Below are 21,469 nucleotides of genomic sequence, written 5' to 3'. Positions count from 1 at the left end.
TTAAAGAAGCTAAACTTCAAAATTCAGCTTCTTTTAGGTTACATCAATTATGTCCATTGCAGAAAATATATATGTTTTATAAAATGCATCTGTACATTTTACAATTTGTTGAATTGGATTTATATGAACCACTGTCATATAACTCGTAAGTATGTATCCTTCTTCAAAATATGTCACTAACATCTCTTCTTCAGACAATAATGAAGTTAATAATTTGTCTGAAATGCTGTCTTTCGCTTCATTTGTTATTAGCGGTCTTTGGACTTTTAATTTCTCTCCAATAATTTTTTTCATACTTAATAATTGTTCCGACATTACTGTAAACGGAACCCACTCTCTTCCTTTTCCCTGTATCTTTACATAATTCATTTTCTTTACTCCTCAATTTTCTATATCTATCCATTCTTGAACTACCCCACTTTCACTTCGTTTAGAAGTGGGGGATTCCTAAGTAAAGAGTTCTATCGAACTCTAATTTATTAGGCTATCTCCGCAGTCCTTGCGGTTAGAAGCCTTATCGCTTCATTCTTTACCCATCTCTTATTTATATGTAGCGTAGCTTTCCAATTCAAAACTATTTATGAATTTGTAGAAATCTCCACCCCGAAAGAACATTCGTTCTAATTATACGCGAACGAACGTTCTTACGGAAGTGCAACATGTAAATTTTTCAAACAAAATGCCACTTTAATATATGAAGTTTATTCATACTCATTTATTACTCCCTTTTATTAATCAAATTTCTTTGCACTTCCTATCGCATCATAGAATACGTGTAGCAACAATAAAAGCGACTCCACCTAATGTGAAGCCGCTTTTATTGAACTAATTATATTTCTAATTTTACTTTTCTATCCTAACTAACGTTCTTTCTGGAATACAAATTTCAGCTATATCTCATTAACCATCCTTCAACAAAAGCATACACTTTTATTATGAACGAACTCACAAAGCTTTAGAAACTTATGATGTAAAACAATTCATTCCTCATAAGTTTCATACATATCGACAATTACTACCATTTATCCTGCTATTTGCAGGCAGTAAGATTCACACTCATTAATTTTCACTTTCTTTATTGAATATGCTTGGGTTGCATTATAATATGTAATTCTCTCTCTGTTTCTGTTTTTTTTGGATTCCGATAATATTCCAGTTTATATTCTAATACTTCATACTCAACCATCCCAATCTTTATCCCTTTTGTTTCTTTTAATACAGCTAATAGAACGCTTATATTTTCATTAGATGATTCAAAAATTTCCCCTCCGCCTTCTCTCTTAAAAATAAATTTCATATATTCTCCCCCAAATTAATTTAATAATCTAGTAAAAATAAAAATATTCATCCTATTTTAATAAGGTGAAGGCTTTTACGAGCAGTAAGACTCCCATAAATAGCGGGATAAATAATTCTTATCATCATTAAGAACATACTTTTGTACTAAATGTTCAACATGTCACTTCCTATAAAGTTAATTTATACTCCAATAAATATGATATGTACCATTCTTTAAATTATGTCCTCAATTCACTCTCCACGAAAATATATTTAGTTTATATTTAACAAAATTAATTAACTAAAACATTATCATTTCAACATTTTGCGAATTTAATTGCTTATTCCTTTTATCTACATCCAAATTTTCCTATTGTAATTCTTAATATTTAAATGTAATATTGTATTGTCTTACTATCTATTTATAACTCACACACTAACGCGAAAAGGGAACTCTATATGAGTTCCCTTTTCTATTGAAAACAAAAAAACAGAAATATAGCATTATGCTAAATCTCTGTTTTTCTTCTAAACCTTATTTCTCATCTAAGAATTTAAATGTATCTTTAAATTCTTTATCTGTTACTTTAATATCTGCTTCTTTCAATAGATCATTGATTACTTGTTGTTTCCATTTACCTGTCGCATCTTGCAGTCTTTGTTGTTCTAAATCTTTTCGAATCGTATCTTTTACTTCATCAAATGGTTTCAATTCTTTTTTATCCGTCACTTTTATTATATGATAACCATAAGATGTTTTTATTGGCTCACTTACTTGTCCTGCATCTAATTTATATGCAGCTTCCTCAAACTCTTTCACAGTTTGACCAGGAGCAAAACCAGCGATTTCTCCGCCCTGTTCCTTTGAACCAGTATCTTCCGAATACTGTTTCGCTAAAGCAGTAAAATCTTCACCATTATTTATTTTCTCTTTTACTTCTTTCGCAGTTTTTTCATCTTTCACTAAAATGTGACTTACCTTCATTTCAGGTTTATGGTTATCTTTCACATCTTTATCTGTGACAGTCGCTCTAATCGCTTTCTCAAGTGCAATTTCTGGCTTCATTCTCTCTTTTAATTCATCTTCATTCTTTAATCCTACTTGCTCTAAAGCCACTTTAAACTTGTCACCCATTTGTTCCTTCGCTGCTTCTACTTGTTTTTTAGCTTCTTCATCTGAAACTTTATATTTATCTAGCAATGCCTTATTTAACATCATTTGAGATAAAGTACTTTTTCCATATGTTTGCCTTAATTCTTTACTTAACTCTTTCTCTGTCACGTTTCCTACTTTTGATGTTGCAACATTTTCTGAGGAACCACACGCAGACAATGTTAGCGCCACACATGCAATAATAGTTCCCATAAATAGCTTTTTCTTTTTCAATTCAAATACCTCACTTTGATAAATGTATATTAGGAACTATACAGCGCTATTGTGAAATCAATGTGTTTTCTGCAAGTATTTCTCTTCATGCCAGAGACAAGCTTTATTAAATAAAAAAGCCGGCATAAATCCGACTTTTAACATCATTTAATCTGCACATGTTCTTCTTTGATCCATTTGTTCCCACCTATATCTATATATCCATCTTGACGATTCCAAATACGATAAGGAACCCTCCCATCGTACGTTCTAATTTCATATCCAGGTGTATACTTTGAATATGCATAAAACCATTGTACATTAAAATGTTCTAACTTAGCCCACTGTTGTTCACCACCTAAACAAATCATATCTTTTTCGCCACCTCCCCAATAACCTTTATAGATTAAATATGGGATTTTTTTCGTAAGTCTTCCTATAAATTGCGGATTCGCAGGATTTTCATATAAATTAATTCCGTATCCATCATCATATTTTGAAACTGCAATACCAATTCCATTTGGTCGCTTACTGTCTCCAATACTAGATTGATTTGTTTGATTTGAACCTATAAACCAAGAAAGATTTTTATTCCCAATCAATTGATTCAAATCACATTTTCCAATACCAGGAACATTTCCTGAATCAGTATATTGCCAAATATCACAAGGATATGCTGGTTTATTCCCTCCATAACGAGGAATCCAAATAAAATCAGCATCAATATTGCGAGCTCCAAATGATACATACGTGTGATGTCCTACATATAAACCAATTTTTTTTGCACCTAATCGGCGTAATTCATCAATAAATGCTTGAGTCCCACCTTGCATATCTACCATTGTTTGAACTTCTACATCTGCCACCCAAAATTTAGCGTTTTTATCGCCACGATTCCAAAAATCTTGCGCTTCTTTTTTTGCATCTGAAATAGATATAAAACGGCAAAATGCATAATTCCCAAATGGGATACTACGTTTCTTCATTTCTTTCACATAACCTTGATACATAAAATCGATCGTATTCGAACCATCTTGAACTCTAGCAATAACTAAATCTAGCTGAGACGCTGCAATATCCCAATTAATATTTCCATTCCATTTCGAAATATCTACAATATAACCCATTACTAATCAACTCCTTTTTATTATCTTATTCAAAGCTTGTTTTATTGCTAGACCCATACACCTAATAGCAAGCTTCTATAAGACAAATAAATATATTTTCATCATTTTTTAAAACTAAATAATTTCTTTTTATCCATAATAAATAAGTCCTTCTTTTTTTTCATTTGTAAACGATAAACTTGCGTTTATTTCATACTAAATATTGGGATAAAACTATAAATAATGTACATACTACATATAAGCAATTTTTGCTTATACTCATGAATGACCTCCAAGATTTTTCAATCTCCCTGTAAAAAGACAAGTTAATTAACGCTTATTCCCTCATATTAGTCTGTTTTTAAGCTTTTTATAAACATGATATATATTTTTTCACAACACTATTTTGATACGTAATAGAAATTACATCAACTCATACGGTATATGTAATAATCAACTACAATAAAAATTACATATTATATTAATATGTCTTCCTAATTAAAAGGAAATAAACATATAACCTCTGTTATGTAAGGAGTTTATTTAATGAAAAAAATCCCTATCGTATTCAAAGTTCCCCCGAATTCAAAGCTAAAAGTTACATTCTATGGTCCTTGTAACGAAGTAATTACAAATGTATCTTTAATTAATCAACTACTCACCCCTACCTGCCAAACTGTATCTCAATATCCAGACTTCAAGAAATATATAACTGAAGTCCGATCATTATCAAATTGTTAATCGTATAATTTTATGATTTATCATTTCGAACAGTACGATAACAAAATAATAAAAAGAGCCGCATCTTTCAAAAGAAACGGCTCTTTTTCATTTCACAAAACATGACTTCATTAAAAAACTAAAATAACTCATTAATTGATATTCTGTTGATATTTTATTGATATTTTACACATATTAATGAAATGCGCATATATTATCGTATGGAGATTCTCCACTCATAAAACCTATCTTTTTTTGAGCATACTTTATTTGTATGCTCCTTTTTTATTCTTTACTTAACGGCTTACCCTGTTAATATTTCCAAATATCATTTGAACGAACATTGAATATTTCAATTTTTTTATTATGTGCTATGAATATAAGTTTAATAATTTATCTGTAGCTACATTTTCAGTATCACTTAAATCGACAAAATAATGAAGTTGCCACAATTGACTCTTCTTAGCTTGATTACTAATAGGTTTATCCCAAATAGGATAAACCCTCATAGCCATTTTCCCTTTTTGATTTTGAGTTTTTAATATTTTTTCTTTTAGAAGAATCTCTTTTGGAAAAATAAATTGTCCTAGGTTATTATCCGCTATACAAGTGATAACTAAAAGGTTAGGAGCTGAATCATAAGAAAATGCCTGATTGCTCATAGAGGCATTCTTCTCCCAAAAAGATACAAATTGTCCAATCTTATTAGGCGTAATTTTTGATACCCTAAATCGGATGCTTCTATTATTTAGCTGGAATACCCCTCCTGCATATTCTGAATTTTGCTTTTCTTCTTTTCGTTTAGTAATTAATAGATTATTAGGTTTGTAAATCATTTCATCTAGTTTTTCAATTATATTACTAAAATTTGTCATGTAAACGCACCTTTTTTATTTTCCAGTATACCAAGAACATTCGTTCTTGTATATTAAACTTAAACAAATGTTGGCTCTGAATAGTCTTTCAAAGATTATTTTATCTACTCCATCCATAACTTCAAATTTACTTTTATAGTATTTATTACATTACTCTTCCAATTCCTTATATTCTTCATTATTTCATTAATATATTAATAAAAACCGAGGTACATATTACATGAATCCATCCAAAATTGACTTCGGCTCCATAGAGCAACCTTTATTCCTATTAATTTTATATCTTATCGCAATTCTTTTAACACTCGGCATTACATTTAGTATATGTCATTCCCTTTTACTAAATTTAAATGCACCGAGATGGGTAGCAAAACTGTTAGCTATCATATTAACTCTAGGTGTTGCTTATCAAGTGTTTATGAACTTATTTTAATATATTACAAATTTAACACCTTTAACTAAAAGGCCCTACCATAAGGTAGAGCCTTTTTCAAAAAAATAATCCATAAATCACAAACATGTCTTTTATTTTATTGGAGATGGGAATCTTGCAGCTTCAAAATGCGTACTAATAAATCCTGGATCATTTTGTATAATCAGTCCATCTACATCACTCTCAGCAAAAATTTCAACTACATCTCCTGCATGTAATTGAAGTATTGTTGAAACAGCTACGACATTTGCAAAATTGGGTGGACCAAAAAAGTCATTATCTATCGCTATAGCTGGATTATCATTTACCCGAATTTCTACACGCGCTCTATAATTCGTATTACTATCATTAGGTGCAAAGCTGATTGTACCAATAATAGAATAAACCCCTCTAGTCTTCGGAATAAAATCTGATGTTACTGGATTATATTCATTCGCTAAATCAAACTGTTCATTTTGGAATAATACTTTAACAAAAGTATTTGCAGTGACATTTTGATTTACTGTACTAACCGCTCTAAAAGCAGATGCCCTTACAAGTTTATCTTTCTCATTATCACAACACTTATCGTAATAATCTGTACTCTTCTTACAACAAGTATGCTTTGTCTTTTTATAGCCATTGCAATGCTTACAATAATAATAAGACATATTTATATCCCCTTTCTAAATCTATTGTTGTATACTATGCAAAATAAATTTAAAAAGTTTGGACGAGCTATTGCTATTATGAAATTAAAAAACTCCACCGAAAAGCAGAGTTAATAAATTTTTTTCCTTTTTAATATTTATACAATTGGAGATGGGAATCTTGCAGCCTCAAAATGAGAACCGTCTTCTGTACTACTAATAACCCCATCTATACTACTTTGTGCAAAAATCTCGACAATATCACCTGCATGTAATTGAAGTATTGTTGAAACACTTACGACATTACCGAAATTTATCGGACAAAAAAAGTCGTTATCTATAGCAATTGCCGCATTTCCATTCACTCGAACTTCTACACGCGCTCTATAATTTAAATTTGTATCGTTCGGAAAGAAACCAATCGTCCCAATTACGGAATAAACTCCTCTAGTCTTCGGAGTAAAATCTGATGTTGCTGGGTTATATTCGTTCGCTAAATCGAATTGTTCATTTTGAAATAATACTTTAACAAAAGTATTAGCTGGAAGGTTTTGATTAACTGTATTTACAGCTCTAAAAGCAGATGCTCTTACAAGGTTATTCTCCTTATGATCGCAAGAACAGTCATCACATCTTTTACCGCACTTATTATAATAATCACTTCTTTTTTTACAGCAATCATGATTTTTCTTTTGGTAACTCTCACAATTCTTACAGTAGTAATAACAAGACATATATAGTGCTCCTTTCTAATCTACTACTGCATAATATGTATGCTAGACTTGAAAAGTTTGGACAGGTTATTGCGATTACAAAAATAAAAATGCTCCACCATAAGGCAGAGCGAAGAGAAAGTATAACTTTTAAAAACAAAGCACTCATGTAATATTCTGGTTAAATCAGTAATACAAATTATCTAGTTTCATCAACTCGGATTTTCAGAAAAAACTCCTCTGTACGATTTTATTATTATTGAATAGATTATATTGTTAAGTGAGATATGCAATATTTCCATATTTTATTATTTCAATATTCCTTTATTATCGTTGAGTTGTAAACATTCTCTTTAAAACACTTTAAAATCAACACTTACTCTATAACAAATACTTTTTCATCCTTTAGAATTACCTGTAAGCATTATATTAAAATATTATTATTGTAAATTATTTACCTGTACAAACGTATAATTTTTGTGTATTCTATGGACAAGGAGTAAGGTAAGAGTTACTCTTTGCCATTTTAGGAAAGGCCCTGTTGGAGACAACAGGGCCTTTTTTCATAAACTAAATCGGTAAGATCCCCTAACTAGTAAGCTTTCTTTACCTAAACATCATGCATTTCTTTTTGCATACACCGCTACTCTTCTTCGACTGTTTCGTTTACAATCATCAGACACTATTTAACAGTACATAGTTCATTTATCCAGCACTTTCAAAACAGCTTGTACACCGTTAAAATACTTCATGCACTACAAATAAATTATCCGTTCTTGTACAGGATGAGTATAAATTTTGGAATGTCCTGATATTAAATTACTTACAAGGTTTCATACCACTTATACTTTTGGAGACGGGAATCTTGCAGCTTCAAAATGCGTACTATCTTCTACATTACTAATAACTCCAGCTACGCTACTTTGTGCAAAAATCTCGACTAAATCCCCTGCACTCAATTGAATTATGGATGAAACAGCTACAACATTAGCAAAGTTTATTGGACCAAAAAAATCATTATCTATTTCATAGACACCATTTATCAAACACTCCATGTTTCTTCACCTCTTGAATATTTTTTAAATAAAAATACATACTATTTTCAAGCCGTCGTATCCACGGCTAGTACTTCTTTCTTTTGTTACAGTAGTAAGCAGGCAGGTTCTTCACCTATCTGCTTTCTCTGTATATTTTTTTAGATATCGAAAATACTACCTACAAGCTGTTTGAACTAGCAGCTTCACTCTTCTTGTAATGGGAAAGCAATTTATCACAATTAGCTAACTCATTCAACTCACAGGCAGACAACCAAAATTGTTGTCTGCTTTTTGTATGGAATTTTTCATTTTGCATATACTACTTTTGAGCCTGTTTACCAACGCAAGCCATTTTGGTGTTTTGAATTCCGACTAAGCTTTTATGTTGCATAGATTATTACATCTTTGACAACACTGGTTAAAAGCGCGTTTTCTGGTTATTCGTAGTTCTAGTCCAGAATAATTTTCCTCCTATAAAGGACAGCAGGTACGACTGCTCGTCCTTTTTTATTTCCCCAAATACTTTTGTAACAATTCCAACGCTTCATTAATGCTCCCATTTAAATCATCAAGTTCAGCATCTTCTGGATACTCCTGCAAAATCACTACCGCTCGACTTATGACATCTTGTAACTTTTCGATATCGATAAAAGTTGTAATAATTCCCTCTTGTTCTTGCGGATCAGCTTTGCCGTAGCCATTGTGCATGGATATCGTGTTTTCTAGCATCTAGCTCACCTCCTTAAAAAATGCAGGATTTTCCTTTCCATTATCGAATTAGTAATGTTTGAAAAGGGGGTGTAATATGGCAGAAATTAAAGTAGGACTTACACAATTTTTAGACTTCACACTGAAAAGTAGTGCAGCTAAAACGAACTTTGTAAAAAATCTAAAATCTCAACCGGAATACCAACCAGCTTTTGATTACTGGAAACAATTACGAGACACTGTTATTAAATTTCATCAAAACGAACTACCTTTTGAATGTTTCGAAACATTAGTGCAAACGGTTGATCAGAAGAAAAAGCAAAACTACATTGATGTCATAAAACAGTACAAAAAATTTATTAAAAACAAAGACGTCTCTTGGTTCGATCCAGGTAAATCACATTGGATATCAGATGATTTAATCGTCCGCTCATCACCTGAACTCGGTTTGCTCATTAATGATGAGCCGCATCTTATCAAACTGTTTTTCAAAGGAAAAAAAGAGCGAATTGATAAATACAACATCAACTCAACGCTGACATTATTAAACGAATCGACATTTTCAAATGAACATAACGATGTGAATTATACGGTTCTTAACATCCAAAAGAACAGAATGTATACGAATAACTCTATTAATAATGATCATTTAATAGCGCTTGAATCAGAAGCTAACCAGCTTTGTTATATATGGAATAAGATGTAAAGAGTACTATTCATCTCTTTCAATACCTTTTCCATGCATAATTTGGGCACAATTTTCACAGATCCTATCAGTTTAGCCCACCCTGCATTGTTCCTCACGAACAATGCAGGGTGGGCGTTTTTTCGAAAATAGTTTCTTTAACCATTTCCGCATCCTAACTCACCTCCTCCGAAAGAGTGATATAATGAGCTCTCTCCACTAAATCAGCGTTAACACCCTGGTTTTTTAACCGATGAAGAAGATCTTCGTTTTTTAGAACATGCAAAAGAAAACCGTTATTATATCGCGTATCTTCTTGCTATTACATGTGGAATGCGTAAAGGTGAAATCTTAGGTCTACAATGGAAAGATATTGATTTTGAGAGACGAACGTTATCTGTTAATCGATCCCTCTCTCTTATTACAAAGGAATTCCATGAACCAAAAACATCTTCTGGAAAGAGATTGCTTGTTTTACCTGACATTACATTAATGGCACTTCAGGAACATCTTCAAAAAATCTCAGAGGAAAAAGAGAGATATGGTGAAGGTTATAATGACTACGATTTAGTGTGCCCAACGTATAACGGTAACCCATGTGATTTCAGAAGTTTGACACAGCTCTGGAAAAAGCTTATAAAGAAAAGTGAGGTTCCTGATATTCGGTTCCATGATCTGAGACATACTCGTGTAACAATTATGTTAAAACAAAGTATACATCCAAATATTGTAAGCGAACGATTAGGACATAAAAGAGTAGGTATCACACTGAAGACCTATTCATATGTTGTACCAGGACTTCAGGAAACTGCGGTGGATAAATTTGCAAACGAATTTTTTGTTAGAAGTTTTCGTTTCTAGGCAAAAACATCGCCTAAATAACCCCAAATATTATAAGTGAAAAAGGAGAAACAAAACATGAAAGAAATCAAATCTGAACAAGAATTCAAAGACATCATCGCAAGCGAGGAGCCAGTAGTTGTTAAGTTCTTTACTACATGGTGCCCGGATTGCGTGCGGGTGAAGTAGTACGTTTTATGTATGATTATGCAACGTTAATAATTGTTAATATATAAGGGTTTAGAGGACATATCAGCGACCATTTCCCTCTTACCATTACTAAGAAGTATTCGTTTAGTTTGCAATTTGGTTTGCAAACTTGTTAGCACTTTTTTATATCTCCTCCATTACATACACCTTCACAAACATAGTAGCTCCAATTAATTTTTATTATAAAAAAGAGCTTAGCTAAGTAGCCAAACTCTTCTAAAAACATTATCTAGAGAATTATCTTTCCTAATCTTTATTATGTATAAAATAATTCGTGTATTTTAAATATTTATTATCTGACGACTCTTCGACAGTTGCTGCTATCTCAGCATTTTTATTTTTATCACTAATATCAATTTCAAGGAAGTCGATAATAAATTTTTGTAATTCTTTCTTTTTTTCTATATCCATTACATCTTCCTTTTCTTTGTTTAATTTTTTTAATAATAGTAAAGCATTCTTCAATCTTATAATTTTCCGGGGCTCTACATCTGAAGCGTACTTACATATTGTATCTTTAATGACCTGACGTTCTGTCAATGTAAATGACGGAACATCCCTCTCTTCGGGTACCTCTAACTCTACTGGATATTCGGACTGTTCTTTTGTTGCTATGTCTTCCAACCCTTCTTGATCCCCGAATCGTTGCATTAGTTCTTCACTCTCTAATTCATCATGCCCTTCAAATAATCGTGCCGATTCCTTATTTGTACCCTCATTATCACCTTCTATATCATTTCCATCAAATAAATGATCCACCAAATTTCTATAATCAATACTATCTTCAAGATAAAGAGACAAATCTAGATACTTATCCATGTATTTTTTTCCTAATTTATAATAATTTACATAAACATCTTTATCTTTTCCTTCAACAAATCCGTTATAATTCTTATAACTTTGAATAAATAATTGCTTATCTTCTAAAGATATATTTCGTCCTATAATAGGAAACAGCACGTCATGGTTAAATGAAAATACACACGAGATGGTGGATTTATTATTCGTCTCGTTATTATTATTTTTTTGTTTTTCTAGTAATCTTTCTTCATTTAAGGATTTGAATAATTGAATGCATTCAATTATATCTGGTAATAAATCTTTATGAATTCGATCTAATTCATCTAATATTAATAATATCTTAATATCCTTTTTTTTCGGAACACCATTTAGCAAATTTAACAAAAGTTTATATTCATTAACACTTCTCGAATATGTATTATCTATACTTCTATTATCCGTTAAAAACACATTTTCTTTAAATATTGATGATATGCTTTTCACTAAAGTATAACAAGCGGTAACTATCGTGATGAGAAAAGTAATCTCTCTTAGATTCTGACTTTCTCCCATTAATAAAGGCATAAATTTGTAAATAATAAAACCAAAGATACTACCAATCCCTAAAATACTTATCCATCTATTTTTACCTTTTAACCATTCCCAAAAATTACGAGCAAAAAACCTAGTTTTAAAAGAAATAAACTTCCATTTATAGTTGAACCTATCTTCTTTGTCTTTATCTTTGCCTTTAGAAATTTCATCTATCAATTGATTAAGTATGCTAACCCATAGTTGATCTTTCTTATCGAATACAGAACAATCTACTTTACAAACCAAATATTCATTTTTATCCGACTTTCTTTCCTTTATAGCATTAGAAAGCATTTGAACAATGGAGCTTTTCCCCATCCCCCATCTAGCGAATATCCCCAGATAAAATGACGAATGGTTATTGTCAGTATATTCCGTATAAAAATTGCTTAATTCCTTGACTAGAACATCTCTTCCTAACAAATCCTTTTCAGTTATTTTATCACTTTGTGCATCTTTCCCCTGAGGATTTGAGTCCTGTGTTTCGGGGCTGTTTAAATTAACCCGACTAATATATTGCTCGTAATATTGAATCATCTCTTGTAGGTCTTCAACTAGCTCTTCCTCACCTGGCATTTCTTGAACACTGTAGGAAATATAAGCAGCAGTTGAATTTTCATGTCCTCTTGCTTTTGGGCTTGTACCAAGAAAGATGTCATCATCCTTTTTAAACTTTTCTGACATCGTGATAACTTCACGAATCTCGCGTTTAATCCTTTCCCTCCCTTCTTTTGTAGTTTCGGTCACCCCCTGTGTTAATGTTAAATAAAGCCGCTGCATATCTTCACTTCATTCACATGTTCAATGATGCGAAACCAAAAGCTTTTACATCTATCAATTCAATTATACAAGTAGAAGAAGATTTGAGACGAATTGCCGAAAAATTCCGCAATACAGATAATCAAGATGTTACAATGGAAGAAGGTGCAATGTGTGGTAAACCTTCTTCGGAGGAACAAGGATTTGATGGTAAAAAACTTGCTAGGGATATAGCGGGTGAAATAAGTGGTGAATATGATGTTCGTCGTGTTTGGGATGGTATTGATCCATCTACTGGCGGAAAACTTTCGGGGTGGGATCGTGCTGGGGCAGGTGTCATGGCTGTAGCCGGCCTTACACCCTTTGGAAAGATAGCTAAAGTAGGAAAAGGAGTTAAAATGACTGCTAAGGCTACTGAGGCTGCAAATACAGCTAAAAAAGTCACTGCTGGGACAAACAGCGGAGCTAAGGGTACGGGTGAAATTAATTATGTTCATTTTAATAAAACACATAAAGATTCCTTACCTAAGCCAAAAGGAGATGGGCCAAATGGTGGGCGATTACAATCTCATCATGGATTACAACAAGAATGGGCAAAAAATAATTTCAGTCAGTATGGGTATGATTCGAAACTTGCTCCAACAATAACTGTCGAGACTGGAAAAGGACTACCACATACAATCATTACTAATGCTCAAACTGCGAGACGAAATGAACGGGTGGCTTCAGGGGTAGGGAAATGGAGTACTACTTTACAAGAAGAAATGCAATTCATGGTGGGTGATTTAACTAAAGCTGGTTTTTCACGTGATACTACTAGCCAAGTTCTTGAACAACAATACAAGATGCTAGATAAACTAGGAGTTAAATATGAAAGGATTGATTATTAATGAACAGATTAGATAATATCAGTAGTGTGTATAGAATTGATGCCAAAAAATCTCCTTCGAAAGAAGAAGAAATTAAAGCGCTTCAGGATTTTTCAACAATAGATGTACCTACAGAATATATAGAAATAATTCAGCTAGCTTCAGACATTGAAATTAATGTTAACGACCAAATTTATATTCGAATTTGGGGAGCTTCGGGGTGCATTGAAATGAATGAAGCTTATGAAGTGCAGAAATATCTCCCGAATTCACTCGCAATTGGTGATGATGAAGGAGGCGGTGCATTAATCTATCTACAGGGTAAAGATGGTTTTGGAATATACTATAACAGATTCGCAGATTTGGATATTGAGGAGGCAGTGAAAATTGCACCATCGCTAACCGAATTATTAGAAAATAATGTAGGTGTGAATACTTTATTAGACATTTAAAAAAATTTAGAGACCTTGATTGGCTTGCCTTTCAAGGTTTTTTATTGGTAACGATATAGGTTTTGTAACAACTATGCTATTTTTTACAAATGTTTTAGATTCCAGTGTATGGGGGTAGTGACAGAGTTGTTGTCATAGACCGCAAAGTATGATTCGATAAAATTATAAAAAGTGCACCGTACACTTTTTGAAAAAGGTTTACCGATGAAATATGATGAAATAAATGAGTACTATAGAAAACAGGCGGAACAAAACGCCATAGAGAAAACTAAGGAGACTCCAGAAGATGGAGAACGTAAGAAGCAAGAAGATCATCAAAAGCTAATGGAAAATATCTATGGAGAAGAAATGATAAAAAACGGTGAATTAAATATGAATAAAGAAACATTTGGAGAATAAATAAGAAAAAAGCCGCCCAACAGGACGGCTCTTTTTACATTACTTAATCGTTACATGCTCCGCTTTAATCCATCGATTACCACCTATATCAATAGCATCTAAGTGTTTACCCCAAACACGATAAGGAACCCTACCATCGATGTTATCAATATGATTCGTACACTCAGGTTCGCTATGAACTGCAATTCCGTATCCTGGAGGATATTTAGAGTAGGCGCAGAACCATTGCACATCAAAATGCTCTAATTTCGCCCACTGCTTCTCGCTACCTAAACAAATCATATCCTTATCACCGCCACCCCAATATCCTTTAAAAATAAGATACGGGATTTTTTTCGTGATATTTCCTGTGTATTGCGAATCAGCAGGATTCTCATATAAATTCACGCCATAACCATCTGCGTATTTTGAAGTTGCGATTCCTTCAACTTTCTCATTATCTTGTTGCGGTTGTTCTTTTACCTTTTCAGTAGTTTGTGATTGGTTCGTAAACCAAGCTAATGACTTGCTACCCACAAGATAATTCAAATCACATTTACCGATACCGGGTACATTTCCTGTTTCCGTGTACTGCCAAATATCACAAGGATATGCTGGCTTATTACCGCCATAACGTGGAATCCATACAAAGTCATATTTCACGTTTGCCATTCTACATAATCAATTGCTTTATGATCTATCCCTAAATTAACAAGTGCCTTTCTTGGCGCTCCGATTCCTCCGAATAATTCAAGTATTTTAGTCAAAGCCACCCCTCCCTTCTTGCTATTAAAATAGCGTTTTTATTAAATTTCCTAAATACAACCGCTTGTCCATTACACTTTGCTCTATCATTGCATTTACTATTAGTAATACGAACTTTTAGAGGTGAATTATATTGGACGAGTTTTTATCTTCTACTGCATTAAATCCGTGTTCGATTGGGCCGACACTTTCACCTATGCAACCCTTTCAATTCCCTACAGGTCCCACTGGTTCAACAGGTGCTACTGGACCGACCGGATCAATCGGGCCAACTGGGAATACGGGATTGACAGGGAACACCGGACCTACTGGTATTACTGGACCTACTGGCGACACCGGTTGATTTCCCGCATTATTGTTGGTCCTCTCCATATACCAGCTTGCTTCCATTCCTTTTTCATTTTCCCGACATAAGAAGGACTACGATCATACATAATGCTAATATCTTTATCTGGAATGCCTTGTTGATTCAATTCGCGCACACGCTCCGGAGTAAGTCCGATGGGTTTGTCTTTTCGTTTTCCACCGTGCTCTTTCGGTTGTGTATCAAAATATCTACCCAACTGACGTAATTCTTGACCAGTCGGGCAGTTTTTACAAACACTAATACTAAAACAAGCATTATCTGAACGATTGTAATAACAACGTCTGCATTTCTGCTCTATGATATCGCCAATTTCGTATGTGATTTGGATGCGTTCTACTTTCGTTTCACTCATTAACCGAATTATTTCACATACACTATTCACTATCGATGCCATTCTTCTCTTCCCCCTTGAATAATTTTTCCAAATCAATACATACTATTTTCAAGCCGTCATATTTACGGCTAATACTTCTTTCTTTTGTTACAACAGAAGCAGGTAGATTCGTCACTTATCTGCTTTCTCTGTATATTTTTTTAAATATCTAAAAGACTACCTACAAGCTGTTTGAACTAGCAGCTTCACTCTTCTTGTAATGGGAAAGCAATTTATCACAATTGACTAGCTCATTCGACTCGCTGGCAGACAACCAAAATTGTTGTCTGCTTTTTGTATGAGATTTTTCATTATACATATACTACTCTTGGGCCTGTTTACCAATGCAAGCCATTTTGGTATTTTGAATTCCGACTAAGCTTTTTTATTGCATAGATTATTACATCTTTGACAACACTGGTTAAAAGCGCGTTTTCTGGTTATTCGTAGTTTTAATCCAGAATAATTTTTCTCCTATAAAGGACAGCAGGTACGACTGCTTGTCCTTTTTTACTTATACTGCGTACTTTCCTTTTGGGTAGCCTCGAACAACATTGCTCACGCTGCTCCCCTTTTCCCATTCTGCAAACCTTTGTAACCAAGCTCCCCAACGTTCTTGTATGGAAGGATATTGATTTTGACAGACGTACCTTATCTGTTAATCATTCCCTCTCGCATATTACCAAAGAGTTTCATGAGCCTAAAACATCTTCAGGAAAGAGATTAATTGTTTTACCTGAAATTACTCTGCTGGCTCTTCAAGGACATCTTCAAAAAATCAATGAAGAAAAAGAACGGTATGGCGATGGAAATAATAATTATGATTTAGTTTGCCCAACCTATAATGGTAACCCGTGCAATTTCAGAAGTTTGACACAGCTCCTGAAAAAGCTTATAAAGAAAAGTGAGGTTCCTAATATTCGTTTGCAGGATATAAGGCGTAAATCCGAAAATCGTAAGTAAACGATTAGGACATAAAAGAGTAGGGATCACATTAGACACCTACTCATATGTATACCAGACCTACAAGAAAAAGCAGTCGAAGATTTTGCAGTTACGGATTTTGCATAAAAAATACTAGCTTATCCGTGTGACATTGAGAGGAGTCAAAAACATGAAAGAAATCAAATCTGAACAAGAATTCAAAGACATCATCGCAAGCGAGGAGCCAGTAGTTGTTAAGTTCTTTACAACATGGTGCCCGGATTGCGTGCGTATGGACAACTTTATCGGAGATGTAATGGAAGAATTCAATAAGTTTGAATGGTATTCTATTAATAAAGATGAATTCCCAAGTATCGCGGAAGAGTATCAAGTAATGGGTATTCCAAGCCTGCTTGTTTATCAAAATGGCGAGAAGCTTGGCCACTTACATAGTGCTAACGCAAAAACTGAAGAGCAAGTTACTGAGTTTTTAGAAGCATACTAAGAAATGAAAAACCTCTGAAAATATTTTCAGAGGTTTTTTCGTTTTTAAAATGCTATTTGTATTTTTCTCTTTATAGAAAATGAACATTTTTATATTATTCTCCTCTTCTTATCCACTAATTTTTTATCATTTCTTATATATTACTCCCACGAGGAATTACGAAGAGTTATTTTGTGAAATATATATATGAATGGAATTATGCGAATCATTATTCACGCCACCTTCTCCTATACCATAATCATCGTTAATGGTTTAAACAATTTTCCGCTTTGTACTTTTCAACATTTTTTTCCTTAACGAAACTTTGTTATCCCCTTCTTAAAAAGCTATAAAACGTCAACAATGTTTGTATAGACCCACACGAGTTTCGTTTGATACTCTATGTATAGAAAGAAATTCCTTGTAGAAAGGCGAGTGATTAAAATGGATTCTCTTTCTCATAAAGAAGCTGATAAAGGTGCTATTGTCAGCATTATAGCCTACATATTTTTATCCTCTATGAAAATCATCATCAGTTATATTACCCTCTCTAGCGCATTACGTGCTGACGGTTTGAATAACTTAACGGATATTGGTGCTTCTTTAGCAATATTAATTGGCCTGAAAATTTCTCGTAAGCCTCGTGACCCAGATCATCCATATGGGCATTCGCGTGCAGAACAAATCGCATCACTTGTTGCTTCCTTTATTATGGCAACGGTCGGATTAGAAGTTGTTATTAGTGCAATTCAATCGTTTTTCAATCCGAAACAAGCAGCACCTAATGTACTTGCTGCATGGGTAGCTTTATTTTCTGCTGTCGTTATGTACGGTGTATACAAGTATACGAAAAAGATTGCAATGCGAACAAAAAGTAAATCATTAGAGGCTGCTGCAAAAGATAATTTATCAGATGCTCTTGTAAGTATTGGTACAGTAGTAGGTATAGTCGGAGCACAGTTCCAAATGCCTATTTTGGACCCTATTGCAGCTTTACTTGTCGGTCTTATTATTTGTAAGACCGCGTGGGAAATTTTCGTAGAAGCTTCTCATATGCTAACGGATGGAATTGATCCTGAAAAAATGGATGAATACGCTGATGCTATAGGGCATATTTCAGGTGTAGAACATATTGTAGATATTCGTGCTCGTATGTATGGGAACCAAACGTATGTGGATATTACAATTGAAGTAGATGCTCGAATGGATGTTAGCGAAAGCCATTGTATTACTGACAATATTGAAGATATGCTTCGAAAAAAATTCGGAATTTACCATGCTCATATTCATGTGGAGCCCATGCAAAAAGAACCTATTATGACATAGGTTCTTTTTTAATGAACGCCTTATGAAATATAATACATAAAACGAGCCAGCTACCGCCCGCTGCCCATCCGGCTAATATGTCAGATGGATAGTGCACGCCAAGATAAATTCGGCTAACTGAAATAGATAATACAACGAAGCTTGCTATAAAAATAATCAGCAACTTTTTATGCAATGAAATACGATCTTCTGTAATTGTGACGTATGCAATAAATCCTAAAAAAGCAGTAGCATTCATCGTATGACCGCTCGGAAAGCTATATCCAGTTGCTGTAACAAGCTGTGTCACATCAGGTCGTGCTCGTTCATACCATAGTTTGAGCATACTGTTCAAATAACGTGATCCGTAATAATTAATTGTTAGAAGTAATGCACTTAATATTTTTTTTCTAAGAAGAAAATACATTACAAGTATAATGAGTAACGGGAAATATATTCTTTTTGAACCGATAAAGGACACCCAAGTAAAATAGGTTGTCAAATACTCGTTTCGGAAACTTTGAATAAAGTGTGCGACTACATTATCAAATTTTTCAATACAAGCGGTATGATACGAAAGTGATAGTGCGACAAAACAAATGAGTAGTGTACAACTTAACAAGTATAAATGTCGGTATCGTTTCACATACATAACCTCACTATGCAAAAAAATGGAGCGGTTGTTTTAGTTTTCCTCTCCATTTCTTTTTTATGCATAGTTTATTAAAAAATATTATTGTTAATTTTTTGCTGCATCGTTGGAATATCTTCGTTTGTTACTGTAAAGCGAATAACCTTCTCATCAAGATCAAGTGCTTCTGCGAATAAACCAGCCAATCCACGTGATTTTCTATCTACTTCCATAATAATTTCTAATCGATCGTGGGCACTTGGCAAAATTAATAATTCTAATTCATCTAATTTCCCATAATACTCTCCGGAAACTGGAATAAACTCAAATTCTTGTGCGAATGGAACTTGCTTACGTAATCGATACGGTAATTCTTCGCATTCTATATGACGCGCTTTAAAACCTAATTGATTTACACTATTTAATACACTGTTCAATAGCGCATTCGGCAATACTTGAATATAATCACGGTCACTTGGATCAATACTACGTTTAATATCAAGACCTGTATGAACCCAAACCGTTTTCATTCCAAGTGTTAGTGGTGCTTCAATTGGCATTAAAAACGAAAATGGAATTTCCACTTTTTCATTTGGCTCTACAGAAAATGGATCTGTTAAACGAACTCGCTCTAAATCATACGATGCAGTTACTTTTTTATCATCCACTTCTCTTACATATGACGTCGACAACGTTAAGTAAATGCTTTCAATTTCTTGGCTAACTGAACCTCCAGTTATATGAACCTTCCCTACTATCTCTTCTCCAACTGTATACTCATCTCTTTCAAGAACAGTATCTACTTTTGCACTTCCAATTCCAACGCTTGCTAAAAACTTTTGAAACATGGGGTCTCCATCCTTTCTAAAGCGTAAGCTACATCTTTTTTCAAATCTTGTACATTTTCATAGTATGGCGCTTTCATTTGTAACATTCGCATCAGCATGTCGCGATTATATTCTTCCAGCACTAACTCTTCATACCAAGGTTTTTCCTTTTTTTCAGTCGATTGATAACTAGCATACAATAAAAATAATACGAAATGACCGAGCGCATAAAAGTCGCTACGAAAGTGAACTTCTCGCATCAAAGCTTGTTCACCTTCATAAGTTATAGCTCGCTCATCACCCTCACCTTTCAATTTAGCCAATCCAAAATCAATAATACTAATCTGATTTTCTTTCATTAATATGTTTGGAATACGTAAATCTCGGTGAATGATACCTTTACTATGAAAATACGAAACAATTCCTAGTACTTCATATAAAATTTCAAAAACTTCACGTTCATCATATACTTGCCCATCTAAGAAAATATGATCTTCGAAATTTTCCCCCGGCATATACTCCATCACAAAAAAGTTCTTTTTCTCCCATATGAAATGATCATGTAGATTAGGAATTGACGCATGATTTAATGTTTGTAAAATCACTTTCTCTTGCTCAAATGATTTTCTACCAGACTCATATCTTTGTTTACTTTGCCTTAATTGTTTTAAGACTTTATATTTATTTATTTGTAAATCATTAACGACATATGTAACCCCATAACTGCCCATTCCAATTACTGATTCAATCTTATAACGCTCTGCAACGATTGTATTTTTTCGCAGTGGTCTATCAAATAAAGCTAGTATACGACGCCATTTCATCAGCTACTTGAAAAGAAGCTACGGCTTTTACGTTTTCTTTTATAATGCTGATGCCCATAACCAGATGAACGTCGTTTATAGTCGCTACTTGAATAAGAGCGCCCTCTTTGACGATAATCACTACTTGAATACGAACGATGTTTTTTCTTTCCTAATAAAGAATCAATAATTTTTTTGAACATCCCTTCACCTCTTGTATAAAATTTTCTTTTAATTATACCAACAATTCTTGTCTATATTTGTGACAAGTTTGTAAAGAGTAAAAAACGACGAGTTAAGCCCGCCGTTACTTTCAATCTTCCTCTTCATCAAAAACTTCATCAATCATGCATTTCTCTAATAAATACTCAAATGTAATATCTGCCAGGTCCTCAATTTCTTCTCTTTTTGGAACGTACCCTCTTTCAATTAGTCGCTCATAAAAAAACTCCGCAATCTCTTCCGTGTCAATTACGACTTCAATTTCCTTCATGAGCATCACTCCTTTATTTCTGTTTTATGAAAAAATCTCAAAATTATGTATATGAGATTAGAAAA

24 protein-coding genes and 8 pseudogenes are annotated in these 21,469 nt (G+C 33.4%); 12 read left to right on the top strand and 20 right to left on the bottom strand.

Annotation, left to right across the window (positions count from 1 at the left end):
* Positions 1 to 33 precede the first annotated feature (33 nt).
* From QCI77_RS11570 to QCI77_RS11555, 4 genes are all read right to left on the bottom strand, one after another.
* On the bottom strand, positions 34 to 369 hold the full coding sequence (locus QCI77_RS11570) for a YolD-like family protein (protein ID WP_113768903.1): 336 nt from the start codon (positions 367 to 369) through the stop codon (positions 34 to 36).
* A 706-nt stretch (positions 370 to 1,075) separates the two neighbouring features.
* On the bottom strand, positions 1,076 to 1,297 hold the full coding sequence (locus tag QCI77_RS11565) for a hypothetical protein (RefSeq protein WP_353824937.1): 222 nt from the start codon (positions 1,295 to 1,297) through the stop codon (positions 1,076 to 1,078).
* Between the two features lie 516 nt (positions 1,298 to 1,813).
* The gene (locus tag QCI77_RS11560) at positions 1,814 to 2,665 is read right to left on the bottom strand and encodes a peptidylprolyl isomerase PrsA (protein WP_002031835.1); all 852 of its coding nucleotides are present in this window, start codon (positions 2,663 to 2,665) and stop codon (positions 1,814 to 1,816) included.
* A gap of 143 nt (positions 2,666 to 2,808) precedes the next feature.
* Positions 2,809 to 3,771 carry a glycoside hydrolase family 25 protein gene (locus QCI77_RS11555; RefSeq protein ID WP_353824936.1) on the bottom strand — a complete coding sequence of 321 codons (963 nt, stop codon included), beginning with the start codon at positions 3,769 to 3,771 and terminating at the stop codon, positions 2,809 to 2,811.
* A gap of 525 nt (positions 3,772 to 4,296) precedes the next feature.
* Between QCI77_RS11555 and QCI77_RS11550 the strand changes: the two genes are divergently transcribed.
* A complete protein-coding gene (locus QCI77_RS11550) occupies positions 4,297 to 4,491 on the top strand; it encodes a hypothetical protein (protein ID WP_002085768.1) in 195 nt (64 codons plus the stop codon).
* 350 nt (positions 4,492 to 4,841) lie between these two features.
* Here QCI77_RS11550 and QCI77_RS11545 read toward each other — a convergent pair whose 3' ends face one another.
* Positions 4,842 to 5,345 carry a MepB family protein gene (locus QCI77_RS11545; protein ID WP_002141670.1) on the bottom strand — a complete coding sequence of 168 codons (504 nt, stop codon included), beginning with the start codon at positions 5,343 to 5,345 and terminating at the stop codon, positions 4,842 to 4,844.
* 220 nt (positions 5,346 to 5,565) lie between these two features.
* On the opposite strand from QCI77_RS11545, the gene QCI77_RS11540 reads away from it, so the two are divergent.
* Entirely contained in the window at positions 5,566 to 5,778 is a 213-nt protein-coding gene (locus QCI77_RS11540) for a hypothetical protein (protein WP_002031831.1), read from the top strand.
* A 92-nt stretch (positions 5,779 to 5,870) separates the two neighbouring features.
* On the opposite strand, the gene QCI77_RS11535 is transcribed toward QCI77_RS11540, so the two are convergent.
* The 4 genes and pseudogenes from QCI77_RS11535 to QCI77_RS11520 all read right to left on the bottom strand — a co-directional run bounded on the left by QCI77_RS11535 (position 5,871) and on the right by QCI77_RS11520 (position 8,886).
* Entirely contained in the window at positions 5,871 to 6,428 is a 558-nt protein-coding gene (locus tag QCI77_RS11535) for a C1q-like domain-containing protein (RefSeq protein ID WP_002031830.1), read from the bottom strand.
* Positions 6,429 to 6,565: 137 nt separating this feature from the next.
* Complete coding sequence (locus QCI77_RS11530; RefSeq protein ID WP_353824935.1) at positions 6,566 to 7,141, bottom strand: C1q-like domain-containing protein; 576 nt, start codon at positions 7,139 to 7,141, stop codon at positions 6,566 to 6,568.
* An 821-nt stretch (positions 7,142 to 7,962) separates the two neighbouring features.
* Positions 7,963 to 8,148: pseudogene (locus QCI77_RS11525) on the bottom strand (hypothetical protein); the annotation flags it as partial.
* Positions 8,149 to 8,664: 516 nt separating this feature from the next.
* Positions 8,665 to 8,886, bottom strand: a complete 222-nt coding sequence (locus QCI77_RS11520; protein WP_002189525.1) for a hypothetical protein — start codon at positions 8,884 to 8,886, stop codon at positions 8,665 to 8,667.
* A 76-nt stretch (positions 8,887 to 8,962) separates the two neighbouring features.
* Between QCI77_RS11520 and QCI77_RS11515 the strand changes: the two genes are divergently transcribed.
* The 3 genes and pseudogenes from QCI77_RS11515 to QCI77_RS11505 all read left to right on the top strand — a co-directional run.
* A complete protein-coding gene (locus tag QCI77_RS11515) occupies positions 8,963 to 9,571 on the top strand; it encodes a hypothetical protein (RefSeq protein WP_002012636.1) in 609 nt (202 codons plus the stop codon).
* Between the two features lie 282 nt (positions 9,572 to 9,853).
* Entirely contained in the window at positions 9,854 to 10,411 is a 558-nt protein-coding gene (locus tag QCI77_RS11510) for a site-specific integrase (RefSeq protein WP_353825767.1), read from the top strand.
* A 57-nt stretch (positions 10,412 to 10,468) separates the two neighbouring features.
* Positions 10,469 to 10,573: pseudogene (locus QCI77_RS11505) on the top strand (thioredoxin domain-containing protein); the annotation flags it as partial.
* A gap of 273 nt (positions 10,574 to 10,846) precedes the next feature.
* On the opposite strand, the gene QCI77_RS11500 reads toward QCI77_RS11505, so the two are convergent.
* Positions 10,847 to 12,397 carry a P-loop NTPase fold protein gene (locus QCI77_RS11500; RefSeq protein WP_353825766.1) on the bottom strand — a complete coding sequence of 517 codons (1,551 nt, stop codon included), beginning with the start codon at positions 12,395 to 12,397 and terminating at the stop codon, positions 10,847 to 10,849.
* A gap of 84 nt (positions 12,398 to 12,481) precedes the next feature.
* Positions 12,482 to 12,763 (bottom strand): annotated as a pseudogene (locus QCI77_RS11495) (MrcB family domain-containing protein); the annotation flags it as partial.
* Between QCI77_RS11495 and QCI77_RS11490 the strand changes: the two are divergent.
* From QCI77_RS11490 to QCI77_RS11480, 3 genes and pseudogenes are all read left to right on the top strand, one after another.
* Positions 12,763 to 13,623, top strand: a pseudogene (locus QCI77_RS11490) (pre-toxin TG domain-containing protein); the annotation flags it as partial. The pseudogenes QCI77_RS11495 and QCI77_RS11490 overlap by 1 nt on opposite strands.
* A complete protein-coding gene (locus tag QCI77_RS11485) occupies positions 13,623 to 14,054 on the top strand; it encodes an SMI1/KNR4 family protein (RefSeq protein ID WP_033709048.1) in 432 nt (143 codons plus the stop codon). The pseudogene QCI77_RS11490 and the gene QCI77_RS11485, both read left to right, overlap by 1 nt.
* Positions 14,055 to 14,258: 204 nt before the next feature.
* On the top strand, positions 14,259 to 14,453 hold the full coding sequence (locus QCI77_RS11480) for a hypothetical protein (protein ID WP_012260894.1): 195 nt from the start codon (positions 14,259 to 14,261) through the stop codon (positions 14,451 to 14,453).
* Positions 14,454 to 14,492: 39 nt separating this feature from the next.
* On the opposite strand, the pseudogene QCI77_RS11475 reads toward QCI77_RS11480, so the two are convergent.
* Together QCI77_RS11475 and QCI77_RS11470 are read right to left on the bottom strand one after the other, a co-directional pair.
* Positions 14,493 to 15,098: pseudogene (locus QCI77_RS11475) on the bottom strand (N-acetylmuramoyl-L-alanine amidase); the annotation flags it as partial.
* A 5-nt stretch (positions 15,099 to 15,103) separates the two neighbouring features.
* Positions 15,104 to 15,199: pseudogene (locus QCI77_RS11470) on the bottom strand (DNA (cytosine-5-)-methyltransferase); the annotation flags it as partial.
* 131 nt (positions 15,200 to 15,330) lie between these two features.
* On the opposite strand from QCI77_RS11470, the pseudogene QCI77_RS11465 reads away from it, so the two are divergent.
* A pseudogene (locus QCI77_RS11465) lies at positions 15,331 to 15,537 on the top strand (exosporium leader peptide-containing protein); the annotation flags it as partial.
* Here QCI77_RS11465 and QCI77_RS11460 read toward each other — a convergent pair.
* Both QCI77_RS11460 and QCI77_RS11455 read right to left on the bottom strand, forming a co-directional pair.
* Positions 15,521 to 15,916: a hypothetical protein gene (locus QCI77_RS11460; protein WP_002031822.1), complete on the bottom strand. Its 396-nt coding sequence runs from the start codon at positions 15,914 to 15,916 to the stop codon at positions 15,521 to 15,523. The pseudogene QCI77_RS11465 and the gene QCI77_RS11460 sit on opposite strands and share 17 nt — an antisense overlap.
* Before the next feature lie 22 nt (positions 15,917 to 15,938).
* Positions 15,939 to 16,073: a hypothetical protein gene (locus QCI77_RS11455; protein ID WP_353824934.1), complete on the bottom strand. Its 135-nt coding sequence runs from the start codon at positions 16,071 to 16,073 to the stop codon at positions 15,939 to 15,941.
* Positions 16,074 to 16,684: 611 nt separating this feature from the next.
* Here QCI77_RS11455 and QCI77_RS11450 point away from each other — a divergent pair.
* The 3 genes and pseudogenes from QCI77_RS11450 to QCI77_RS11440 all read left to right on the top strand — a co-directional run bounded on the left by QCI77_RS11450 (position 16,685) and on the right by QCI77_RS11440 (position 18,671).
* Positions 16,685 to 17,008: pseudogene (locus tag QCI77_RS11450) on the top strand (site-specific integrase).
* Positions 17,009 to 17,051: 43 nt separating this feature from the next.
* The gene (locus tag QCI77_RS11445; RefSeq protein ID WP_000658777.1) at positions 17,052 to 17,366 is read left to right on the top strand and encodes a thioredoxin family protein; all 315 of its coding nucleotides are present in this window, start codon (positions 17,052 to 17,054) and stop codon (positions 17,364 to 17,366) included.
* 423 nt (positions 17,367 to 17,789) lie between these two features.
* A complete protein-coding gene (locus QCI77_RS11440) occupies positions 17,790 to 18,671 on the top strand; it encodes a cation diffusion facilitator family transporter (RefSeq protein ID WP_002085782.1) in 882 nt (293 codons plus the stop codon).
* Here the strand turns inward: QCI77_RS11440 and QCI77_RS11435 are convergent.
* The 5 genes from QCI77_RS11435 to QCI77_RS11415 all read right to left on the bottom strand — a co-directional run bounded on the left by QCI77_RS11435 (position 18,661) and on the right by QCI77_RS11415 (position 21,404).
* Positions 18,661 to 19,296: a phosphatase PAP2 family protein gene (locus QCI77_RS11435; RefSeq protein ID WP_002127255.1), complete on the bottom strand. Its 636-nt coding sequence runs from the start codon at positions 19,294 to 19,296 to the stop codon at positions 18,661 to 18,663. The two genes, QCI77_RS11440 and QCI77_RS11435, sit on opposite strands and share 11 nt — an antisense overlap.
* A 77-nt stretch (positions 19,297 to 19,373) precedes the next feature.
* Entirely contained in the window at positions 19,374 to 20,129 is a 756-nt protein-coding gene (locus QCI77_RS11430) for a sporulation protein (protein WP_002202111.1), read from the bottom strand.
* Complete coding sequence (locus QCI77_RS11425) at positions 20,111 to 20,932, bottom strand: serine/threonine protein kinase (protein ID WP_113768896.1); 822 nt, start codon at positions 20,930 to 20,932, stop codon at positions 20,111 to 20,113. The genes QCI77_RS11430 and QCI77_RS11425 overlap by 19 nt, the downstream gene beginning before the upstream one ends.
* Entirely contained in the window at positions 20,932 to 21,114 is a 183-nt protein-coding gene (locus QCI77_RS11420; RefSeq protein ID WP_002085792.1) for a hypothetical protein, read from the bottom strand. The genes QCI77_RS11425 and QCI77_RS11420 overlap by 1 nt, the downstream gene beginning before the upstream one ends.
* A 110-nt stretch (positions 21,115 to 21,224) precedes the next feature.
* Positions 21,225 to 21,404 carry a YozD family protein gene (locus QCI77_RS11415; protein ID WP_002012644.1) on the bottom strand — a complete coding sequence of 60 codons (180 nt, stop codon included), beginning with the start codon at positions 21,402 to 21,404 and terminating at the stop codon, positions 21,225 to 21,227.
* Positions 21,405 to 21,469 lie beyond the last annotated feature (65 nt).

The organism is Bacillus cereus group sp. MG9 (assembly GCF_040459995.1).
GTDB classification, from domain to species: domain Bacteria; phylum Bacillota; class Bacilli; order Bacillales; family Bacillaceae_G; genus Bacillus_A; species Bacillus_A mycoides.
Note: the sequence above shows the minus strand (reverse complement) of the source record. Positions and strands in the feature narration are given on the sequence as shown.

What these genes read in the sequence shown, in the direction of transcription:
- QCI77_RS11570 (WP_113768903.1), bottom strand. Translation starts at nt 369, where the DNA reads ATGAATTATGTAAAGATACAGGGAAAAGGAAGAGAGTGGGTTCCGTTT.
- QCI77_RS11565 (WP_353824937.1), bottom strand. Translation starts at nt 1,297, where the DNA reads ATGAAATTTATTTTTAAGAGAGAAGGCGGAGGGGAAATTTTTGAATCA.
- QCI77_RS11555 (WP_353824936.1), bottom strand. Translation starts at nt 3,771, where the DNA reads ATGGGTTATATTGTAGATATTTCGAAATGGAATGGAAATATTAATTGG.
- QCI77_RS11550 (WP_002085768.1), top strand. Translation starts at nt 4,297, where the DNA reads ATGAAAAAAATCCCTATCGTATTCAAAGTTCCCCCGAATTCAAAGCTA.
- QCI77_RS11545 (WP_002141670.1), bottom strand. Translation starts at nt 5,345, where the DNA reads ATGACAAATTTTAGTAATATAATTGAAAAACTAGATGAAATGATTTAC.
- QCI77_RS11540 (WP_002031831.1), top strand. Translation starts at nt 5,566, where the DNA reads ATGAATCCATCCAAAATTGACTTCGGCTCCATAGAGCAACCTTTATTC.
- QCI77_RS11535 (WP_002031830.1), bottom strand. Translation starts at nt 6,428, where the DNA reads ATGTCTTATTATTATTGTAAGCATTGCAATGGCTATAAAAAGACAAAG.
- QCI77_RS11530 (WP_353824935.1), bottom strand. Translation starts at nt 7,141, where the DNA reads ATGTCTTGTTATTACTACTGTAAGAATTGTGAGAGTTACCAAAAGAAA.
- QCI77_RS11520 (WP_002189525.1), bottom strand. Translation starts at nt 8,886, where the DNA reads ATGCTAGAAAACACGATATCCATGCACAATGGCTACGGCAAAGCTGAT.
- QCI77_RS11515 (WP_002012636.1), top strand. Translation starts at nt 8,963, where the DNA reads ATGGCAGAAATTAAAGTAGGACTTACACAATTTTTAGACTTCACACTG.
- QCI77_RS11485 (WP_033709048.1), top strand. Translation starts at nt 13,623, where the DNA reads ATGAACAGATTAGATAATATCAGTAGTGTGTATAGAATTGATGCCAAA.
- QCI77_RS11480 (WP_012260894.1), top strand. Translation starts at nt 14,259, where the DNA reads ATGAAATATGATGAAATAAATGAGTACTATAGAAAACAGGCGGAACAA.
- QCI77_RS11460 (WP_002031822.1), bottom strand. Translation starts at nt 15,916, where the DNA reads ATGAGTGAAACGAAAGTAGAACGCATCCAAATCACATACGAAATTGGC.
- QCI77_RS11445 (WP_000658777.1), top strand. Translation starts at nt 17,052, where the DNA reads ATGAAAGAAATCAAATCTGAACAAGAATTCAAAGACATCATCGCAAGC.
- QCI77_RS11440 (WP_002085782.1), top strand. Translation starts at nt 17,790, where the DNA reads ATGGATTCTCTTTCTCATAAAGAAGCTGATAAAGGTGCTATTGTCAGC.
- QCI77_RS11430 (WP_002202111.1), bottom strand. Translation starts at nt 20,129, where the DNA reads ATGTTTCAAAAGTTTTTAGCAAGCGTTGGAATTGGAAGTGCAAAAGTA.
- QCI77_RS11425 (WP_113768896.1), bottom strand. Translation starts at nt 20,932, where the DNA reads ATGAAATGGCGTCGTATACTAGCTTTATTTGATAGACCACTGCGAAAA.
- QCI77_RS11420 (WP_002085792.1), bottom strand. Translation starts at nt 21,114, where the DNA reads ATGTTCAAAAAAATTATTGATTCTTTATTAGGAAAGAAAAAACATCGT.
- QCI77_RS11415 (WP_002012644.1), bottom strand. Translation starts at nt 21,404, where the DNA reads ATGAAGGAAATTGAAGTCGTAATTGACACGGAAGAGATTGCGGAGTTT.